The sequence below is a fragment of the Shewanella sp. DAU305 genome, from assembly GCF_026802235.1.
GTDB lineage: Bacteria > Pseudomonadota > Gammaproteobacteria > Enterobacterales > Shewanellaceae > Shewanella > Shewanella baltica.
Map to the genome: position 1 here is coordinate 1,633,638 of NZ_CP113808.1, position 20,376 is coordinate 1,654,013.

Below are 20,376 nucleotides of genomic sequence, written 5' to 3' on the forward strand. Positions count from 1 at the left end.
TCAAATACATTATAGAAATCAGGATATAAGATGCGCTTTTGGGGTAAGTTTTTTGGGTTTATCATTGGCTTTATGTTCGGCCGCATCTTTGGTGCTTTGCTCGGCTTGTGGCTCGGGCACCTCTACGATAAGCGCGCAGCTTCTGGCGTGGGGTTTCGACAAGTTCTAGGGCAGGCTAAGAATCGCCAAGCGATCTTCTTCAATACTACCTTTGCGGTGATGGGGCATGTGGCGAAAGCGTCGGGACAGGTGACTGAAACCGATATTCGCATCGCGACCCTGTTGATGGATCAAATGCGCTTAACCGGTGAAGCCCGTAAAGAAGCGCAGCAGGCGTTTCGCGAGGGGAAATCGGCGGATTTTGATCTGCGCAGCAGCCTACAAGCTTTCCGTGTTATTACCATGGGACGCAAAGAGTTAGTGCAGATGTTCATCGAAATTCAGATCCAAACGGCATTGTCTGATGGTGAACTGGATCCCGCTGAACACGCTATCTTGATGACGATTGCCCAAGAGTTAGGTTATGGTCGAGCGCAGTTAGATGAGTTGCTGAAGCGCTGGCAAGCGGAGTTTCGCTTTCATCAGACCTCAAGTGGTAATAAAACATCGATTACCGATGCCTACAGTTTGCTGGGGATTACTAACGAGGCCAGCGACCAAGAAGTTAAGCGAGCTTACCGTAAGTTGATGAACGAACATCATCCCGATAAGTTAGTCGCTAAAGGCCTGCCACCGGAAATGATGGAGTTGGCAAATCGTAAGGCACAGGATATTCAAGCGGCCTATGACAGAGTCAAGTCTGAGCGTGGTATGCGTTAGTCTTGATTGCTTTGGATTGTATAAAAGATAAGGAATTCATTATGAAACACACGCATTGCCTGTTGCTGTTGGCGAGTTTGTTACCTGTGACTATGTCTGCGCAGGCTGAGGTGTTTGTCGCACCTTTTGGCGGTTATAGTCTGGGTGGCGGTCAATTTGATGTTAATCAAATTGACGTCAACGCAGATCAAACGGGCAACAAGAAAAATGTGAAGGTCGAGGAATCAAGCCATTACGGCCTGATGCTGGGCATTGGCACGAATGATCCCGGTAATATTTATCTTTTATACAGTCACCAAGCCTCTGAACTCAAAAGTGGCGGTTTGTTTACGCCCGATCGTCTTACCTCGTTAGACTTAGATTACATCCACTTAGGCGGCACTTTATATTTCCCCCGTGGCGATATTCGACCCTATGTCACCGCAAGTGCGGGGATAACCCGCATGTTGCCCGGCGCTTGGTCGAGTGAAACGCGTTTCTCTATGGGAGTTGGCGGCGGGGTAGAGTATCAAGTGACTCCACACTTTGGTCTGTTTGCGGATATCCGCGGTTACGCGACGTTTATCGACAGCGACAGCTCACTGTTTTGCAATGAAGATGAATGCCTATGGCACATTACGTCGGACGTGATGTGGCAGGCGCAGGCTAACCTTGGGCTTAAAGTCAGTTTTTAGCGCTAACACATCGTCTTAAAAGGAGATTTAGCGGCATGAAGATAGTTGTACTCGATGGCGAAACCTTAAATCCTGGCGATCTCAGTTGGCAATCCTTGACTGGATTAGGCGAGTTTGCGTGTTTCCCCCGCACCGCTGGCGCCGATATTGTCGCGCGTGCCCAAGGTGCAGAGATCATTCTCACCAATAAAACGCCGCTTAATGCTAAGACTCTGGCGCAACTTCCGGAACTTAAATATATAGGTGTATTGGCAACGGGTACTAACGTTGTTGATATAGCTGCAGCTAAAGCGCGCGGCATAGTGGTTACGAATGTGCCCGCCTATGCGCCCGATGCCGTAGCGCAGATGGTGTTTGCCCATATACTGCATCACACCCAAGCTGTGGCTGCCCATCATCAAGCCGTGGTCGATGGTCAGTGGGTGAACTGCCAAGATTTTTGTTTCACCTTAATGCCGCTGCAATCCTTAAAAGGCAAGACTTTAGGCTTAATAGGTTACGGTGATATTGGCCAGCAGGTTGGGACGCTCGCCCTTGCATTCGGGATGAAAGTGCTCGTCAATACGCGTTCAGTTATCAAAGACTTGCCCCAAGGTGCCACTTGGGTACCGCGTGATACTGTGCTGAGCGAATCAGATATTATCTCGCTGCATTGCCCACTTACCCCTGAAACTGAGCAATTTATCAATCAACAAACTCTTGCTTTGATGAAGCCTAATGCGCTGCTGATTAATACGGCGCGCGGTGGATTAATTGATGAGGCCGCGCTTGCTGCAGCGCTTTCACAAAACCGTTTATTTGCCGGTGTCGATGTGTTATCGACCGAGCCGCCCAGCGCGGATAATCCCTTATTGCATGCACCAAATATCAGCATTAGTCCTCATAATGCGTGGGCGACTAAGGAAGCCAGACAAAGTTTACTCAATATTGCCGTGGCGAATGTGCACGGTTATTTACAGGGTGAAGTGATTAACTGCGTGAACAAGTAAAGCGGTATGCGTCTTTCTCTCTTTTCATCATATCGACGTTAAGAGAGAAAGACCTGAATGGTTAGTTATTGTTGAGTCTTTCTTCTACGCATCCACCACACACCCAATAAGCCCGTGATTGCTAATACGCCAAATACAACCGGCTTTTTCAGCTTGTGGTACAGGGCGTTCCATTCTGCAATTTCATTGGCCTGTGCTCGTTTTTCTGCCCCGTCAAAATCGGGCGTTTCACACTGCATACCAAAGTTTTCGGCCCAAGCCACAAAGGGGCCGTTGGCGACGTATTTGTTGTAGTAGCGTAGGGCAAGTTCTTGATCTCGATACAATACCCAACCCGTGGCTTGGCAGAGTAGCGCGGCGTAGGCTTGGCTGTTGTGGGGCACATGATCCGATGCCTTGTTGGCCAGTTCCGCCGCCGTGTAACGATAATGAAAGCGTTTATCGGGAACGGCTTGGCTGGCGCTTAACCGCAGCTGTTCTTTCTCGGCCAATTTGCTCGGTTCATTCCAATCGCTTAGATCGAATCCCCCTTGGTAGATAGCGTAATCCGGTGCTAATTCAAACCCTAAGATTTCCATACCTTGATGGCGGGCAAGTTCTGCTGCAGCCCAATAGGCCTTAGCGCTATCAATGCCTGTTGCATTTTTCGCCGCGTTCAGCTCAGTGCCGTAGGCGAGGGCGCTGGCATTAAGATTAGGATTAGGGAAATAAGCAGGCGCTTCGGCGATTGCGCCTTCACGTAATAATCTGCGGCCCAGTAAATAGCGTAAGCGATTGTTAATCGGCTCAAAGTTATCGTACCAGTCGCTATCTTTAGGGTATTCGAAGGCGATAAGCGGCACATGCTCATCGACAAATAACTTAAGTTCAGCCGTGGTGAGCACGCGCTCCGCCACATAGGCGATGTCTTGCCAGTATTCGTCACCGCTGGCGAGTAAGTGATTGAGCGCATCGACATATTCGCCGCGCTCTAGGGATAACACCCCTTGCTCTGCGCGAATACGACAGTAAGTGGCTATATCTTCATCGGCATTAATGGCTTGCTGCTGAGTCTCTTTGGCATCAACTGTGGCCAATGTTTCATTGGACTGTTTGGGGAAGTGACGCGCTGCCTGAGCATAGGCCTTGGCCGCCTCTGCTTGATCGCCCTTTTGTAGCAGTAATTTTGCGTTGAGCCACCAAGTAAGGCCGCTGGGTTTCGCTAGCGTCAATAGGCGCTCAGCACTGGCATAATCCCCAAGCTGGTAATAAATTGCGGCTAACTTATCGCCATGGTTGAGTTGTAAACCATCGGTTGGAAACACTTTGAGGATTTCAGCTACCTTTGAGCCCATTTCCGAAAGCTGGCCATCGTAGGCAAATTCATTGGTGCTGCTTTGCCAATAGGCAATCAATAACTGCTGCACGCTCGCCTGTTGCAGTAGCGGTTTTAGTTCAGCAATGTCTTTCCCCATCAAGGTGCGGCTTAACATCAATAAGGAATCATAACCGCCGCTATCGCCTTGTACCGATTGGGTGGCGTAGAGCTCAATCGCCTTATTCAGTGCATCAGGGGTAAGCGTCATTTGCAGTTCTGACTCGGTTTCACCTGCACCTTGATTAGTCACTTGCGGGAGCGGCTGGCCTTGGTGCAGCAGAATATAGGCTTGCTCGCCCAGGCTCGCTAAGCTCAAACGCAGGGGATCGGCGGCGCCTAGGGCGACTTCGGTTTGCAATTGAGTCAGGTAAGCGTTGGCACGATTAAAGTGCTCAGGTTCCGTCGAGGTTTTACTTAAGATAAGCTCAATTCGCGACAGCGAATAGAGGGCCCACAGGCTACGAGAAGCACGCTCGCTTTCTGGTAGTTTAATGATTTTGCTAAAATAGTTACTCGCTCTATCATAATCTTGTGCCTCAAACGCCACGGCGCCTAAGGTGTACCAGGTCAGCGCTTGGGGCAAATCCTTATCCAACTTGGCGGCCATTTGTTCGGCCTCGATTGGGCCTGTCGCATCCCTTAGTGTGTTCACTAAGATCAAATGGGCTTCACTTAATTCGCTGTTTTCAAAAGCACGAGTTTGTGACAGATAACGGCTATGCACTTCATCCCACAGATATTCCTGCGCGGCTGGCGCATCTTGATACCGCCAAGGCAAAGGTTTTGCGAGGGCGGTAAGCTGCTGGCTGAAAGAGGTTTGCGGTAAATAACTGAGATTACTCTGTCTGTCTTGAGTCAATTGCAAAGGGAAATCGGGGCCGCAGGCCAATAGCATTGGCGAAAATAGGCTTAAACAGATAAGTGTGGTCTTTTTAAGCATAAAAGCCCGATTGGATTTTGCCATTGTGGATGATGATTTTGGCTTATGGCGCATAAATTCCCTGTAAATATAATGACTCACAACGTGCCCAGCCTATCACTTTCTGGCCGCCAGGGTTGAGCATGTGTTTTTGAGTTTGTTTGTGTGCTTGCGGCATTGGCATGTTCGTCGCGCTTGGAGCAGTGTCAGTCGGCGCCAATGCGGCGATATTTTCAGCTCGCCACTGCCAGATTAACAGCCCATTTTTTTGTTTCACGCGATAGCCATTTTGCGCATCATACCCGCTGCAAGCTTGTCCCGCTAGGGACAAACTCGCAGGAATGTCGCCAGCAATATTACCGCGATTAATTAAGCTCAATTGGAAGAGCTGTGGCTTGAGGATTTGTTGGCTTTTAGCTTTATTTTCAGTGGCTAATGTTGTTTGAATATCGTTATCGCTTGAGAGCACTAATTCAATCTTGGCGGTAAGCTCACCTTGCTGCGCCACAGCGATTAAGGTATCAAGTGGCCAAACCCTTTTATCTCCTTCCAGCGGCAGCCTGAACCAGATAATGCCTTTAAGCTTGGCATCAGTGCGGCTTTGCAGTTTGTGCACAAAAGCTTGTAACACTTGCGGATCTGCCATCAGTTCCTCAACAGCATGGGAGTCATTGAGTTGACCCCGTAGCGGTGTTTCACTCTCCACTTTATAACCTGAAGCTGTGCTGATGACCGCCGAGCCGTAAGCGGGAAGCGCAATAAGATAAGGCACAGTACTGATTTTTGAGAGTTGCTGCACCCATTGCCAACCTTGAGCGGCATCGAATAGTCCGAGGCGTGGGTCGCTCACGCTGTGAATTTGCAGCACGAGTTCATCGATATTGGTGAGTAATGCGGGGAAATCGGCGCTATTGAGCCAAGCGGGCAGGGCGGTAATGCTGAGTTTGAGGTCTGCTGGCAACTGCGCTTTAAACTTTTTAAGAAAATCCCGATAGACGGGCAGTTTGCTGCTAGCGCTGTCGTGATCGATTTCAACCCCAGCGATGTGCGTGCCTTTTGCCTGCCAATGTGTCAGTACTTGGCTGATTTTATGGATCACTTGTTCATCATTCAAATGCGCGAATTGACCATCTAAGCGGATCACGGCGATTTTGGGCCTAGGATCTGCCTGTAGCCAAGCATGATTGACCGCGACTTCAAACCAAATATCTGCACCATTGGGTTTTGGATGCGCTTGCAGCGCTAAAATACGTAATCCTTGGAATACACCTTGGCTTTGCACTAATGCCGTTTGATTGGCGGGGCGCCATTGGCGCTGCCAGATATAGACTTCCTGGGTGAGTTGAGCACGAGGCATTGCGGTTGCTGAGGTGACTTCTGCTGTATGACTGGCATCTGGGTTTGCCGTGAGTTTGCTCGGTTCCGATGCGGGCTGACAGGCGCTCATGAATACGGCGGCGATCAACAAAGCGAATAAGAACCATTGATTTCGGCTGATGTTTTTAACCAGATTGCCTATGCCCATACTACTGCTATCGATTCCGTTTTGAGTGAGGCATTACTATGCCCGAAAAAGCCCGCTTTTACATCGCGGTCAAAAAGCCTGCATCAAATCTTAATCTTCAAGCACAGATATCACGCCCTAAGCTTGGTTCTTCCTTTGGTGCCTTGCTAATCAATATTAGAACTCAGGTCTCAAAAATCAGGATCTACCTGAAAGCGCATCAGTTCATGGGTAACGGGATGCTGAAGCATCAATAAATCCGCATGCAGATGCAGGCGATTGGCGCGGGTGCCGTAGAGGTCGTCACCGACAATCGGGGTATTTAGCCCCTCTGAGTGGGCGCAGTGAACCCTGAGTTGATGGGTTCTGCCTGTTTTTGGATACAGATACACGCGGGCTGTGCGTGCCATTTCATTAAGTTGGCTCAATTCCCAATGGGTTTCGGCTGCTTTACCAAACTCGTGGCAAACGAGTTGTCTCGGTCTATCGTCTAAATCGCCACGCAAGGGTAAAGAGATGTTACCCGTCGCCTGCTTATTAGCCATTATCGCAGGAATTCCCGCCAAAAGTGCCACATAACGTTTAGTCACAGTGCGCTGGATAAACTGTTTTTGCAGCTGTTTATGGGCATCTTTTGTCAGCGCGATCACCATTAATCCCGAGGTCGACATATCGAGCCTGTGGACGATTAGCGGCCCTGTGGCATGGGGAAAGGTTTGGCGGATACGCGAATACACTGAGTCTTTAATTTCTTTGCCGGGCACGGATAAAAACTCGGCGGGTTTATTCACAATCGCCATCGCATCGTCTTGATAGAGGATCGCTAAAGTTTTACCTTCGGCGGGGTTGGTAAGTAAAGGGTTGTCATCGACTGCGAGCCCTTCGAGCATATGCCCCAAGATAGGTTGGCATTTTCGCAGGCAGGCGGGATAAAACTGCTTATGCTGGCGGATTTCTGATTTTGGCGGCGCGCCCCACCAAAACTCGGCAATAGCTAATGGCTTAAGACCATGTTTAAAGGCGTAATGTAACAACTTAGGCGCGGCACATTCGCCCGAGCCTGCGGGTGGCGTTAACTCAACCGTACCGTTAAATATGCCGTTAAGGCTCTTTTCTGTGCCTTTAATATTCAAAAACCGATACTGCTCAAACAGCTTTTGCTGCAGCGCCGCCGAGAGCCGTTTGCGCTGTTGTCGTAACGCGTCACGCTCATCTGTCAGTTGGCTTAGCGCTTGGCTGATGACATGAATACGTTCATCCCAATAGCGTTTAATATCTCTTAACTGATTCTTTTCATTGATGCTTTCTTGACTGAGCTTTGCTTCAGTTATTGCGTTTTCACGCAAGGTCTCATCAGTCGGATTGGCAGCCAATTGTGCTGCGAGTTGATTACGCTGCGCCTTGCGAGATTGGCGGCCATCGATCATCACTTGTCTGTGGGCGGCAAGTTCGGCTTGCGCTTGAGCTTGTTCAGTTTCTAGCCCGATTGATAGCCTCGGAATGTCGGGATGGTTTTCTACTGCAAACAGCTGCTCGTTAATTTGGTTGATTTGCAGATTTTCGGTGTGGAAAAAATTGTCCTTAGCCAGCATATCAAACACAGGTGGAACGAAGCGCGACCAATGATTTTGCTCGGCCAACTTACCCGAAAATGCCGATAAATAGCCCACTTCGCCCAGTGGTGTTTGCACCAGCAATACGCCGAACATCTTGCCAATGGCGCCAGTTAACTCACCCGTTAGGCCAAAGTTATGTTGCCAATCACTTTGAGTCTCAAGGTGTTGTTGTAATTCGTTGGCTGCAAGCACGCACAACGGATGTGGTTCGTAATAGAAAGGAAAGGTAAAACGCTGCGGCAGGGCATAGGCATCAATGGCTTGTGTGAAAGAGGTAAAGCAAGAAGGCTGAAGCTGCATATGGATTTCTACTACTATTGGTTTCTATTACTGATGAGTTTTAGGCGACGTTCGAATTAAGTTACAGACTTAAAAATCAATAGCCAGAATAAAGCGTTAGGTCGAAAGACTTGCTTTGCTTGCAAAGTAAGGCCACGAGGCAAGGGCGCTAGTTTACTCTGTCGGTTTGGGTGGGTCACTTTTTATTGGTAAAGGTTCTGGATGCTGTACTGTGTGCATTGAAAAAGGGAAATGGCGTTGAAGCGCATTTCCCTTTGATTTGTCGCTTGTGCTTGAAGCCAATTTAAAACCGATAAAACAGTTTAAAAGATGACCTTCACTTTACTGGCGCTATCGAGTGCTTTGCTGACTGCGCTGTCGATATCGATATCACGGGCAAGCGCGACACCTAAGCGGCGGCGGCCATCAATGTCGGGTTTGGCGAATAATCTAAGCTGAGTGTTGACCGCCTCTAATGCAGCGGCAATACCTTGGTAGCGGATATTACTTGAGGTGCCTTCGGCCAAAATCACCGCTGAGGCGCTTGGCCCATGCTGATGGATATTGGGGATTGGCAGACCCAGAATCGCTCTAACATGTAGGGCAAATTCCGATAAATCTTGGCTGATGAGAGTCACTAGACCTGTGTCATGTGGCCTTGGTGAGACCTCAGAGAAATACACTTCATGGCCTTTAACAAACAGCTCTACGCCAAATAATCCATAACCGCCAAGGGCTTCGACGACTTTGCTCGCAATCGCTTGGGATTTTGCTAGCACTTCATCGGACATGGCTTGTGGCTGCCATGACTCACGGTAATCGCCATCTTCTTGTCTGTGGCCAATCGGCGCACAAAAATGAATGCCATTGACTGCGCTAATGGTTAACAGGGTGATTTCATAATCAAAGGGAATAAAACCTTCGACTATCACTCGACCGCCGCCGGCGCGGCCACCTTCTTGAGCGTATTGCCATGCTTTATGGCTGAGGGCGATATCGCGAATAACGCTCTGACCTTTGCCCGATGAGCTCATGACTGGCTTAACCACACAGGGCACACCGATTTCGCTAATTACTTGATTAAATTCGGTTTCAGTATCGCAGAAAAAATATGGAGAAGTGGGTAAACCTAAGGTCTCAGCGGCGAGGCGACGAATCCCTTCTCTGTCCATAGTGAGTTTAGTTGCCCGAGCTGTTGGGATGATATTCACCCCTTCGGCTTCGATGTCCACTAAGGTTTGGGTAGCGATGGCTTCAATCTCTGGGATAACTAAGTGCGGTTTTTCTAACTCGATAACTGCACGCAGGGCGTTGGCATCGAGCATATTGATCACATGGGAGCGATGCGCGACTTGCATGGCGGGGGCGTTGGCGTAACGGTCAACGCCAATCACTTCAACGCCTAAGCGTTGCAGTTCAATGGCCACTTCTTTGCCAAGTTCACCGCAGCCGAGCAACATGGCGCGACGTGCGCCCTCAGTGTAGGGAGTGCCTATCATGTGTGAGTACCTTTATGTTTGTAGGTGATGTTATATTTTGTTCTGTATTATTTACCGCAATGCTTTGGCTGACATTTTGTATGAAATGTTTTCGCCTCGTTTGGGTATTGTTATGCAGCCAGTTTACCCCAAACAGACCTTAGTCGCCCACGCTAAATCTGCTACTGTGCTTGGGATCACGGCTTTGGCGTTTTATTAATAATTAGTATTGGAAGCAGTATGTTAGTGCTGCTGAACAGATGAGTTTTGCGAGATAAATAAAAAAGGGATGTGAAAGACATGCAAGATATTCGCGATTTAACCTCAGTGCTGCGCTCCAATACGCCAATCGTAGTGATTGAAACCTATGAAGAATATCGCGTGGTCGAGTTACTTAAACGGGTCGCCAGTGTGCTTTATCAACCTGTGTTTACTTGGAGCATTACCCAAGGTTTAGCACGGGTCGATAAACCTATGGCGGCGCAAAAGTTTAATAGCGAACCCACAGATTTGCTTGGGCAAATTAAATCAACCTCGCAGCAGGGGATTTATGTGCTGTGCGACTTTCATCCCTTTGTGATTGATGCGCCAAAGAATGTCCGTTTACTCAAAGAAATCGCCCTCGAATACGAGACACTGCAACACACATTAGTGCTAGTGAGTCATGCCTTTGATATCCCGCCCGAAATCAAACGTTATTGCGCCTATTTTCAATTAACCTTGCCAAGCACAGTGCAATTGCAAAACCTGATTTACCTTGAGGTCGATAAAATTCGTCACCAAGGCACGCCGTTATTGGTCGATGATACCGCTGTGGTTAAATTGGCAGAGAATCTGCGGGGTGTGACCTTAGACGATGCTCGTCGTCTGGTGCGCAAAGCCATAGTCGATGATGGTGCTATTACCTTGTCTGATATTGATGCCATCAATAAAGCTAAGTTTCAGTTACTCGACTTAAATGGCGTGCTGCAATTTGAATACGACACCAGTGATTTCTCGCAGGTCGCTGGGCTGCATAATCTTAAAAAATGGCTCAAGCAGCGCGCACCCATAGCGGCTGTCAGCACCCTTGACCAAGGCGATAAGCCGACTCCAGTTCAGCAGGCTAAAGCGCTCGATGCGCCTAAGGGGATTTTGCTGCTCGGTGTTCAGGGCAGTGGTAAGAGCCTCGCGGCTAAGGCTGTTGCGGGCGTCTGGCAACGACCTTTGCTCAGACTCGATATGGCTGCCTTATATAACAAATACATAGGTGAAACCGAGAAGAACCTGCGAAATGCACTGGAGCTCGCCGACATGATGTCGCCCTGCGTGCTTTGGATAGATGAAATTGAAAAAGGCTTAAGCGGCAATAGCAGCGATGAGGGCACCTCGACGCGTATTCTCGGCACCTTACTCACTTGGATGGCGGAGCGTAAATCTGAAGTGTTTGTGGTGGCGACCGCGAATGACATTCAAGCCTTGCCGCCAGAATTGATGCGAAAGGGCAGGATGGATGAAATCTTTTTTGTCGATTTACCCGACGAAGCCATACGTAAAGCCATCTTCTTAATCCATTGTCAGCGCCGTGGAATCGATGTGGCGAGCTTAGATCTCGCCCAATTATCGGCCCGCAGCCAAGGATTTTCTGGCGCCGAAATCGAACAAGCGGTTATTGCTGCCATGTATACCGCAAGAAGCGTTGAGCGCAGTGTCGATCAAGTGTTACTACTCGAAGAACTCAGTAAAACTCGGCCTTTATCTGTGGTCATGAGCGATAAAATCAATGCGCTACGACAATGGGCCGCAAGCCGAACCGTGAATGCCCATGAGTAAGATTTCTGCTTCATGCCATGAGTGCTAGCTAGATCCGGCTGACGGCTTTAGCGGTATCACTGCCCAGTGATACCGCCAATGCTGCTGATTTCTATCAGAATGAAATTTAGATGTCGAAGGCGAGACTGCCAGGTGCCAGAAATGGCCAGCTTAGACGCGTTGGTGAGCTTTCACCTTGCGCTCCAAAGAAGTAACCGGTTCTTGGGGTGGCGTAAACCATGCTGCCTTTTTGTAACCCGAGTTCATGCAGATTATGGTGGGTGAACTTGGCTTCCCACAGCTCTTCGCTATGCCAGCCGTGTGGAGCTAATTCCACTCTGACTTCGGCGCCAATGGGGGTCATGGCGACAATATCGAACGGCAAATTTGCCTGACTATTAGGCTTGTTTGACAGCGCTAATTCGTGACTGCGTACATAGAGCACACCATCTTGCTGTAATGTTTGTTGTTCAGGAGGCGTTAAAAATGCTTGGCCATTTTCCCAACGCTTTTGTTGCCAACTGGCTTCAAAGACATTGACGTTACCGAGAAAATCAAACACAAAGCGACTATTGGGATGCGAGTATAACTCAGCAGGCGTATTGATCTGCTCGATATGACCATTGCTCATCACCACCACTCTATCAGAGAGTTCAAGCGCTTCATCTTGATCATGGGTCACAAACACGCTGGTGAATTTCAATTCTTCATGTAGGCTGCGTAGCCAGCGGCGTAGTTCTTTACGCACTTTGGCATCCAAGGCACCAAAGGGTTCGTCGAGTAGCAAGACTTCGGGTTGCGTCGCGAGTGCACGGGCCAAGGCAATTCGCTGTTTTTGTCCACCCGAGAGCTGTTCAGGATAGCGCTGTGCGAGATGGCCTAGTTGTACTATTTCAAGTAGTTGGGTCACGCGTTTACGTATTTCTGCCGCTGAAGGTTTTTGCTTTTTAGGCATAACTTCGAGTCCAAAGGCGACGTTATCGGCGACCGTCATATGACGAAACAGCGCATAGTTTTGAAACACAAAGCCCACTCGTCTTTCACGCACATGCACTTGGGTGACATCTCGGTCACCGAAATAAATGTTGCCGCTATCGGCTCCCTCGAGCCCAGCAATAATCCGCAGTAACGTGGTTTTACCCGAACCTGAAGGTCCCAACAGACCAATCATTTCCCCTTCTTGAATATCAAGATCCAGCGGGGAAAGCGCCTGAAACTTGCCAAATTTCTTGGAAATATTAGTAAGACGAATACTCATAATGGGCTCTGCTCTTTATTGTCATTGGCGGATAAACTGCGTTGTTGTCGCCATTCCACTACGGCTTTTAACATTAGGGTAAATAGGGCGATCAAGGCCAGTAATGACGCGCTCGCGAAGGCGGCTTCGGCCTGATAATCTTCGTACAATAACTGCACGTGTAAAGGTAAGGTGTTGGTTTCGCCACGAATGTTGCCAGAGACAACCGCGACAGCACCAAATTCGCCCACGGCTCTGGCATTGGTGAGGATCACACCGTAAATCAGTGCCCACTTGATATTAGGGAGCGTTACTCGGCGGAAGAGTTGCCACCATGAGGCGCCGAGGATCACTGCGGCTTCCTCTTCTGAAGCACCCTGTTGTTGCATTAATGGAATGAGTTCTCTGGCGACAAAGGGACAAGTGACAAAAATGGTGACTAACAGTATTCCCGGCCAAGCAAACATGATCTGCAGATCGTGCTCATATAGCCATTCACCCAGCCAACCACTGTTGCCATAGAGCAGTAAATAGAGCAAACCTGCGACGACGGGGGAGACCGCAAATGGAATATCAATTAGCGTGATCAATAACTTGCGACCTGGGTATTCAAACCGAGTGACACTCCACGCCAGCATAATTCCGAACACTAAATTGATCGGGACTGTGAGCGCCGCAACCATCAGCGTCAAACCAATCGCATGCAGCGAATCTGGCTGACTTAAGTGGCCAATATAACGCTCCCAACCACCGACAAACGCTTGCTGAAAAATACTCACCAGCGGCAATAGTAACAATAGCAAACCTAAGAACACGGCGAGTGTAATCAGGCTCCATTTGATAAGAGGGGCTTCACCGACTCTTAAGGGCTTAAATGAGTTCATGTTTGCTCCTTATCGTCCATGAATGCGACGCAGATAACGCGCCTGCCACAGGTTTATTAGCAGTAATAGTAGTAGTGAGGTCATCAACACCACTGAGGCAATTGCGCTGGCGCCGGCAAAGTCAAACTCCTGCAGGCGGACAAAGATCATTAATGATGTGATTTCGCTGATATAGGGCATGTTGCCCGCGATAAATATAACGGCACCAAACTCACCTAGGCTACGGGTAAAAGACAGTGCCGTCCCGACCATTAAGGCTGGCCACAAGGACGGCAAAATGATCCGCCAGAATACCGCGCGATCTGAGGCGCCAAGGGTCATGCCCGCTTCTTCTTCATCGTGGGAAAACTCTTCGAGAACCGGTTGCACGGTACGCACCACAAAGGGAATACTGGTGAAAATCATCGCGACCACTATGCCTAGCGGGGTGTAGGCGACTTTTATACCCAGTTCTGCCAATACACTACCGATTTGGCCGTTTTCCGCATACAGGGTCGCTAAGGTGATACCTGCAACGGCAGTCGGCAACGCAAAGGGTAAATCCACCAATGCATCTAAGATGCGTTTGCCGGGGAATTCATAACGTACTAGCACCCATGCGAGTAACAATCCGAAAAGGCAGTTAAATAGCGATGCTGCGAGTGCTGATAGAATGGTAACTCGGTAACTCGCCAACACCCGAGGATCTGTGATGACGCCCCAGTATTCGGACAAGCTCATTGAACTGGTCTGCATAATCAGTCCAGTGGTTGGCAATAATAGGATCAGGCTGACAAACAGTAGGGACACACCTAAGCTGATGGTAAAACCTGGAAGAACCCGCTTATGGCGTAAACGCCCGTTATTAAAAATCACAGAATAATCACCCGGTCAGGTTAATTGAGTTAATCCAATACGCTGTATTTGCCGTCAGCGATCGGCTGTCTGAGTTAAAGACTATTGAATTCGTCTTCGCTGCTTGAAAATCATCACTCGTCAATGCGCTAAAATTGCTTAACCCGGGACTGAGCCCGGGTTGCAATATTAACCTGTTATAGCATCAAGCTGAAATTAGCGCTTGAGTAACTCATCGAGTTTTGCACCGTTAGCAAACTGCGTTTTCATGGCATTATCCCAACCACCGATGATTTGCTCAACAGTCAGCAGGTCAACCGTAGGAAACTGTTTAGCAAACTCAGCCTGAACCTTTTCGTTGTGTACACGATAGTTGAAGCCGGCCAATAGTCGTTGTGATTCTTCGCTGTAGAGATAATTCAAATACTCAGTCGCTAGCTCCTGTGTGCCGTTGCGTTTAGCGTTTTTCTCTACCACAGCGACGGGAAACTCAGCCAGAATCGATGTTTTTGGCACTATGACTTGGTAATCGTCGGCACCATATTGCTGACGGATATTGTTCACTTCCGATTCAAACGTAATCAGCACATCACCGATACCGCGTTCTACAAACGAGGTGGTTGCACCACGACCGCCAGTATCAAACACGGCTACGTTGCCGAGGAATTTTTTCAGAAATTGATCCAGTGAAGCCTGATTATCCTTACCAAAGCTTTTTTGGGCATAACCTAATGCGGCTAAATAGGTGTAGCGCGCATTACCAGAGGTTTTTGGGTTAGGAAAGACCAGTTTAACGTCATCTCTTGCTAAATCGCCCCAGTCGCTGATCTGTTTTGGGTTACCTTTGCGTACCAAAAATGCGATGGTGGAATAGTAAGGTGAACTGGCGTTAGGCAGTAATTGTTGCCAATTTTCTGGGATCAATTTACCGCGGTCATGGAGGACCTGTACGTCTGTCACTTGGTTAAACGTCACCACATCTGCTGGCAATCCTTGCAGAATTGAGCGTGCCTGTGCCGATGATCCGGCATGGGATTGTTTAATCTCGACGGTTTTACCTGTTTTCTCTTGCCAATGTTTGGCGAAAACGGGGTTATAGGCACTGAATAATTCCCGCGCGATATCGTAAGAAGAATTCAGCAGGGTTTGATCTGCGGCAGCCACATTGAGCGACGTTCCCAGAAAGAGCGTTCCCAGTAGGGCCTTTATCACTTTTATTTGCATTTGCTACTCCTTGAACTGGCAACTTTGTCAGCGTTATGACATATAGAGTAGTTGAAGTAATTATTTATAAGAAGTCAGTTAAATAGAACTTTTTTGAATAAGTATGAGCGATTTATTGTATGCCATAGATCATTTTCACTGTGTTTGTGCATGCTAACCCACTTAGAATAGGCTAACGCTTAGTTGTTTTTATCAAGTAAAGGATAATCATAGTGTCTGACTTTCCGACAATTGAAGCCTGTATTGGGCAAACTCCGCTGGTTCGCTTGCAGCGGCTTAACTGTGGCACCTCAACTGTACTGTTAAAGTTGGAAGGGAATAACCCAGCGGGTTCAGTAAAGGATCGTGCAGCACTCAATATGATCATTCAGGCTGAACTGCGTCAAGAGATCCGCCCGGGTGATACGCTCATCGAGGCGACGAGTGGCAATACTGGGATTGCGCTAGCGATGGCGGCGGCGATCAAAGGCTACAAGATGATCCTGATTATGCCCGAAAACTCCACCCAAGAGCGTAAGGATGCGATGCAAGCCTATGGTGCAGAACTTATGCTGGTGGATAACATGGAAACGGCGCGGGATTTGGCACTGCAGTTACAAACCGAAGGCAAAGGCAAGGTGCTGGATCAGTTTAATAATCAAGATAACGCGAATGCGCATTTCCTCACCACAGGTCCAGAAATCTGGCAACAGAGTCAAGGCAAGATCACTCACTTTGTCTCTAGCATGGGGACGACAGGCACCATAATGGGCGTGTCTAAATACCTTAAAAGCTGTAATCCTGACATCACTATTGTTGGCCTTCAGCCCGCCGATGGTAGTAGCATTCCGGGGATCCGCCGTTGGCCGCAGGCCTACTTGCCGGGGATTTTCGATGCATCCCGTGTTGATTTAGTCATGGATGTTGAAGAGCAAGATGCAAAAGCCATGGCGAGAACCTTAGCGCGAGAAGAAGGGATTTGTGCCGGAGTCAGCTCTGGCGGTGCTGTGTATGCTGCGCTGGAGATAGCCAGACAATATCCTGATTCAGTGGTAGTGGCGATTGTCTGTGATAGGGGCGATCGTTACCTTTCATCAGGGCTTTTCTCCTGAGTCTTAGATATTTTCGCCTAAGATATTTGACGACAAGCATTCTTCATTAGTAAAAATGGGCGTAATTCGCCCATTTTTATTGACTCTTCATGATCATTTTTTCGGTGGGAACTGCGCCAAAATCCGACTGACGGCTTTGGCGGTATCTTGGGCTTTCTCATTGCCGCCTGCATCGAAATCATAACTGTCGCTACCACGCCAAATGAGCGCTTTGGTTTTTGGATCGACAATATCTATCTGAATAGTTTGAATTTTAGCGGTATCACTGCCCAGTGGTACCCCAACGCTAGTACCGATTCCTATCCCACCTGAACGGCCGAATGTGCCAGTACCTAATCCAATCGATAGCCCTGAATCTTTAGGTTTATCTTGGGTCAGTAGGGCGTAGGCGACGTTAAAGTCGGGGGCTTGGGTATTCTCGACAAAGCCTTTTTGAGCCAACTGATTGTTGATTTCTACTTGAATGCGTTGGGCGCTGAGCGGGTCGTCCGTTAGCTGTGGTGTTAGCTGGGTAAAGCTATGTAGTGCGCTGAAGTCGTAATTGAGATCGTAATCGTTTTTCGGTTTACTGCTACAAGCGCTTAATAAGGCAACGGCGACGAGCAGACTGGCAAAGTGACGGTATCCCATGATAGTGCTCCAAGTTGTACAAACTCTGTTCAATGTGCCTTGATTAAGGTTGTTTCTGCAAGTACTTTAGATAAGTGTGTTGTATTTGAATTGCTTTAAACGTCATTCGGCAGCTTCTTTTTGGGCATGGGGCGTTTAACCATGGTTCATCTGAGCATGCTTCATTTGAGAACAGCTCATTTTGACAGAGGAATAGCGGCGGGTTATGGAACAGTTAGCCTTTTTTGATATCCCCAGTCCCTGTATCGGTGTGTGTGCCACCGATGCGCGCGGTTACTGTAATGGTTGCCTGCGAAGCCGTGACGAAAGATTCAATTGGTTAACGTTTTCAGATGCGCAAAAGTACGATGTCATTCGGCTGTGCACTCAACGTAAACGCCGTCGCCAGTTGGCGATGATGAAAGCAAGGCAAGCGCAAATTGAGCAAGAAAGGGCGGCGTTAAATCCGCAGTTGAATTTTGAGCCTGAGCCCGAAGCCGATCTGGATTTTGGTGGCTTCGAGCTAGACTAATATTTTGAATTGCAAGTTAAATGGGCCAGTTAAATAGTCTTGTTTAACTGACTTGTTTTACTGGCTTGTAGAATTAGCGCGTTAGATGAATAACAGATCCGCAGTCGTTTAATCCCTATCCCAATCCCTATTACAGCTTGCGCTTCTTCGGCCAGATTAAATTAAATCGGGTATGTTGCTCATCGCTGGTGACGCTCACATTTCCCTGGTGTCGCTGCATAATCCGTTTGATGATCGCAAGTCCCAAACCATGCCCTTTATTGCCATTTTGCACCGATTGGCTGCGATAAAAAGGCTCGAACACTTTGGGTAAATCCACCGCAGGGATAGGTTCACCGTCGTTACTCACACTTAAATTCACCCTGTGCTGCGTCTGCTTAACCTCAATAATGATTTCAGTGCGGGCAAAGCGTTGGGCGTTGGTCAGTAAATTTTGCAGCGCACGTTCAATTAATGCCGGTTCCCCAAACAAGGGCAGTTTTTCGACTTCTGTCTTTAAGGTAATAGGCGTTGGACTTAAGGTTTCTAGGCGCTTAATGCTTTGATTGATGAGATTAATTAAATCGTACTCATCCAACTGGATACCTTCTCGCTGGGACTCTAAGCTGGCGTATGTCAGCAGTTCTTGGAGTAAGTCTTCCATTTCTTTGATATCGAGCTGCATCTCGTCGAGAAAGTCTTGGCGCTTTTGTTCGTCCGAATCGGGCTGACAATACATGGGCATGAGTGCAAGGGCGAATTTGAGTCTTGCCAGCGGCGTGCGGATCTCATGGGAGACCGCATTAGACAGGTGTTTCTGGTTCTCAATCAAGGCGCTGATATGTCGCGCCATTTCGTTAAAGGTATTGGCTAAGGGTTTAACCTGAGAGCGATTTGACAGGGTAATCCGCGTGTTCCATTTAGCTTCGCCAAACTCTTTGGTAGCTTTACGCAGTATGCTCAAATCCCGAGAAAGCGGGCCTACCCAAATCAACGCTACTAACGCAAGTGACAAATAGAAGAACAGGGTGAACAGGCTGCGAAGGTTGGCTCTAGGATCGATGTCCAGCGGCCCCGCCATTAAGACTTGATCGCCGACTCGGATAAATTGCAGCAGGTTATCGTCATTAGTCGTGGTGGTGAACACAGTTCTGGTACTGAGGGCTTGATTGTCAGCCAGCGCGACTTGATCGGCACTGAGCAATTGCAACGGCATCACAGGATTAGCTGGGATCGCCTCCAGATAACTTTGGCGGGTATCGGGAGGCAGTTCCGCTAACAATTGCGCCAAGGCCACTAATGGCGCATCGAGGGCGTTATTGTCATCCACATTTTTCTGCCACAGGCTGTCGAGTGTCCAGCCAATCCCAAGCACGCTGAGACTGAGTAGCAGATATAAACTGATAAAGAGACGTTTCACTGTATCTGTGCTTAGTTATTCCAGGCTTCAGGAGCAAAGAGATAACCTTGTCCCCAAACGGTTTTAATTCTGAAAGGTGTCTCGATATTATCGTTGAGTTTTTTACGTAATCTAGAGATACGCACGTCAATTTTTCGATCTTTACCATCGAAATCAATATTGAGTAACAGCTGATAAATATACTGACGGCTGAGTACTTGGCCAGCTTGTGAGGCCAGTAACCACAGCAACTCGAATTCGTGGCTGGTGAGATCGATTTCAGTTTCATTGAGGCGAATCGCGTGGGTATGCGGGTCTATACTCAGTTTACCAAAGGTCAAGCAGTGGGATTCTGCCTGAGGTGGCTGATTTTGACGACGAAGTAAGTTGTTGATCCGCGCGACTAACAGTGCTGGATCGACAGGCTTGACCACATAGTCATCGGCACCGAGTTCTAAGCCTTTGATTTGATCTTCGCTTGAGCCAAGTGCGCTCATTAGCAGGATTGGGCCTGCAAAATAGTCGGGCAGTTTCTCACACAGGGTGAGGCCATCCATGCCCGGCAGCATAATGTCTAACAGTATGATATCTGGCTTGTAATTGATTAATCGCGTTAATACTGTGTCGCCACGGCGTTCAACTTCAACATGCATACCATGGGATTTTAGGTAATCTACAATCAAGTTTGCTAGGCGAACGTCGTCTTCAACCAATAATACTCTGTGGTTCGATTGTGGGCTTGTCATTAAAATAAACTCCAAGGGTTGCGGTAACGTCTGCGAACCTGAGGTTGTGATGCAGAAGTGATTTTAAGTTTGGCACCAGCCAAAGTTTGGTTACTGTCTTTACTCACCATGACAAATTGAATATCCGTCATAGTGTGGATTTTCATGCTTAACGTATGGGTTGAAACTGAATCACTGCACCATTTTGGATAGGCGGCATTGTCGGACAAAATACAGATAAGCTCATCTTTGGCGAGCTCCCACTGCAGTTCAATATAAACGTCGCAGGCCTGAGTTTCTGAACTGGTAATACAAATTTCGGGTGTGAGTTTAAGAGCCGCGTCGCGAGTTTTAGCTTGTGCAGAACTTGGGCCCATCAAGCCGAGGCTTAGACCAAGAAAGCAAAGCAAGCTTAACTGAGGCAGCGTCACTAACG

At 48.3% G+C, this 20,376-nt stretch carries 18 protein-coding genes; 6 read left to right on the top strand and 12 right to left on the bottom strand.

Annotated elements, in window-relative coordinates; translation table 11 throughout:
* Window positions 1-30 precede the first annotated feature (30 nt).
* From djlA to OX890_RS07085, 3 genes are read left to right on the top strand one after another with little or no spacing between them, the layout of a single operon-like run.
* Window positions 31-819: a co-chaperone DjlA gene (gene djlA, locus OX890_RS07075; protein ID WP_126491324.1), complete on the top strand. Its 789-nt coding sequence runs from the start codon at window positions 31-33 to the stop codon at window positions 817-819.
* Between the two features lie 41 nt (window positions 820-860).
* Entirely contained in the window at window positions 861-1,493 is a 633-nt protein-coding gene (locus OX890_RS07080) for a porin family protein (protein ID WP_126491325.1), read from the top strand.
* Window positions 1,494-1,528: 35 nt separating this feature from the next.
* Entirely contained in the window at window positions 1,529-2,482 is a 954-nt protein-coding gene (locus tag OX890_RS07085) for a D-2-hydroxyacid dehydrogenase (protein ID WP_126491326.1), read from the top strand.
* Window positions 2,483-2,547: 65 nt separating this feature from the next.
* Here the strand turns inward: OX890_RS07085 and OX890_RS07090 are convergent, their stop codons facing one another.
* The 4 genes from OX890_RS07090 to purT form a co-directional block, all read right to left on the bottom strand.
* Entirely contained in the window at window positions 2,548-4,833 is a 2,286-nt protein-coding gene (locus OX890_RS07090) for a hypothetical protein (RefSeq protein ID WP_268650342.1), read from the bottom strand.
* A complete protein-coding gene (locus OX890_RS07095; RefSeq protein WP_268650343.1) occupies window positions 4,823-6,283 on the bottom strand; it encodes a DUF3142 domain-containing protein in 1,461 nt (486 codons plus the stop codon). The genes OX890_RS07090 and OX890_RS07095 overlap by 11 nt, the downstream gene beginning before the upstream one ends.
* 170 nt (window positions 6,284-6,453) lie before the next feature.
* Complete coding sequence (locus tag OX890_RS07100; protein WP_126491329.1) at window positions 6,454-8,178, bottom strand: RluA family pseudouridine synthase; 1,725 nt, start codon at window positions 8,176-8,178, stop codon at window positions 6,454-6,456.
* 302 nt (window positions 8,179-8,480) lie between these two features.
* Window positions 8,481-9,656: a formate-dependent phosphoribosylglycinamide formyltransferase gene (gene purT / locus OX890_RS07105; protein ID WP_126491330.1), complete on the bottom strand. Its 1,176-nt coding sequence runs from the start codon at window positions 9,654-9,656 to the stop codon at window positions 8,481-8,483.
* 279 nt (window positions 9,657-9,935) lie between these two features.
* On the opposite strand from purT, the gene OX890_RS07110 reads away from it, so the two are divergent.
* On the top strand, window positions 9,936-11,447 hold the full coding sequence (locus OX890_RS07110; protein ID WP_006085802.1) for an AAA family ATPase: 1,512 nt from the start codon (window positions 9,936-9,938) through the stop codon (window positions 11,445-11,447).
* Between the two features lie 106 nt (window positions 11,448-11,553).
* On the opposite strand, the gene OX890_RS07115 is transcribed toward OX890_RS07110, so the two are convergent.
* The 4 genes from OX890_RS07115 to cysP form a co-directional block, all read right to left on the bottom strand.
* A complete protein-coding gene (locus tag OX890_RS07115; protein WP_006085800.1) occupies window positions 11,554-12,684 on the bottom strand; it encodes a sulfate/molybdate ABC transporter ATP-binding protein in 1,131 nt (376 codons plus the stop codon).
* Window positions 12,681-13,547: a sulfate ABC transporter permease subunit CysW gene (cysW, locus tag OX890_RS07120; protein ID WP_012588361.1), complete on the bottom strand. Its 867-nt coding sequence runs from the start codon at window positions 13,545-13,547 to the stop codon at window positions 12,681-12,683. The genes OX890_RS07115 and cysW overlap by 4 nt, the downstream gene beginning before the upstream one ends.
* A 9-nt stretch (window positions 13,548-13,556) precedes the next feature.
* Window positions 13,557-14,402 (bottom strand): sulfate ABC transporter permease subunit CysT, encoded by an 846-nt coding sequence (cysT, locus tag OX890_RS07125; RefSeq protein WP_006080563.1) that lies wholly within the window; start codon window positions 14,400-14,402, stop codon window positions 13,557-13,559.
* A 195-nt stretch (window positions 14,403-14,597) separates the two neighbouring features.
* Window positions 14,598-15,605: a thiosulfate ABC transporter substrate-binding protein CysP gene (cysP, locus tag OX890_RS07130; protein WP_006085798.1), complete on the bottom strand. Its 1,008-nt coding sequence runs from the start codon at window positions 15,603-15,605 to the stop codon at window positions 14,598-14,600.
* A gap of 212 nt (window positions 15,606-15,817) precedes the next feature.
* Between cysP and cysM the strand changes: the two genes are divergently transcribed.
* The gene (gene cysM / locus OX890_RS07135) at window positions 15,818-16,696 is read left to right on the top strand and encodes a cysteine synthase CysM (protein WP_006080566.1); all 879 of its coding nucleotides are present in this window, start codon (window positions 15,818-15,820) and stop codon (window positions 16,694-16,696) included.
* Between the two features lie 93 nt (window positions 16,697-16,789).
* On the opposite strand, the gene OX890_RS07140 is transcribed toward cysM, so the two are convergent.
* Window positions 16,790-17,326 carry a DUF4136 domain-containing protein gene (locus tag OX890_RS07140; protein ID WP_126491332.1) on the bottom strand — a complete coding sequence of 179 codons (537 nt, stop codon included), beginning with the start codon at window positions 17,324-17,326 and terminating at the stop codon, window positions 16,790-16,792.
* Window positions 17,327-17,531: 205 nt separating this feature from the next.
* Here OX890_RS07140 and OX890_RS07145 point away from each other — a divergent pair, with 205 nt between their 5' ends.
* Window positions 17,532-17,837, top strand: a complete 306-nt coding sequence (locus tag OX890_RS07145) for a DUF1289 domain-containing protein (protein WP_011846045.1) — start codon at window positions 17,532-17,534, stop codon at window positions 17,835-17,837.
* 130 nt (window positions 17,838-17,967) lie between these two features.
* Here OX890_RS07145 and OX890_RS07150 read toward each other — a convergent pair whose 3' ends face one another.
* Genes OX890_RS07150 through OX890_RS07160 form a run of 3 tightly spaced genes read right to left on the bottom strand, consistent with a single transcriptional unit; the run spans window position 17,968 to window position 20,371 of the window.
* Window positions 17,968-19,236 (bottom strand): ATP-binding protein, encoded by a 1,269-nt coding sequence (locus tag OX890_RS07150; RefSeq protein WP_126491333.1) that lies wholly within the window; start codon window positions 19,234-19,236, stop codon window positions 17,968-17,970.
* A gap of 11 nt (window positions 19,237-19,247) precedes the next feature.
* Window positions 19,248-19,961, bottom strand: coding sequence for a response regulator (locus OX890_RS07155; protein WP_006080570.1), 714 nt, complete (start codon window positions 19,959-19,961; stop codon window positions 19,248-19,250).
* Window positions 19,961-20,371 carry a DUF3019 domain-containing protein gene (locus OX890_RS07160; RefSeq protein WP_006085791.1) on the bottom strand — a complete coding sequence of 137 codons (411 nt, stop codon included), beginning with the start codon at window positions 20,369-20,371 and terminating at the stop codon, window positions 19,961-19,963. Before OX890_RS07160 ends, OX890_RS07155 begins: the two co-directional genes overlap by 1 nt.
* Window positions 20,372-20,376: the final 5 nt, after the last annotated feature.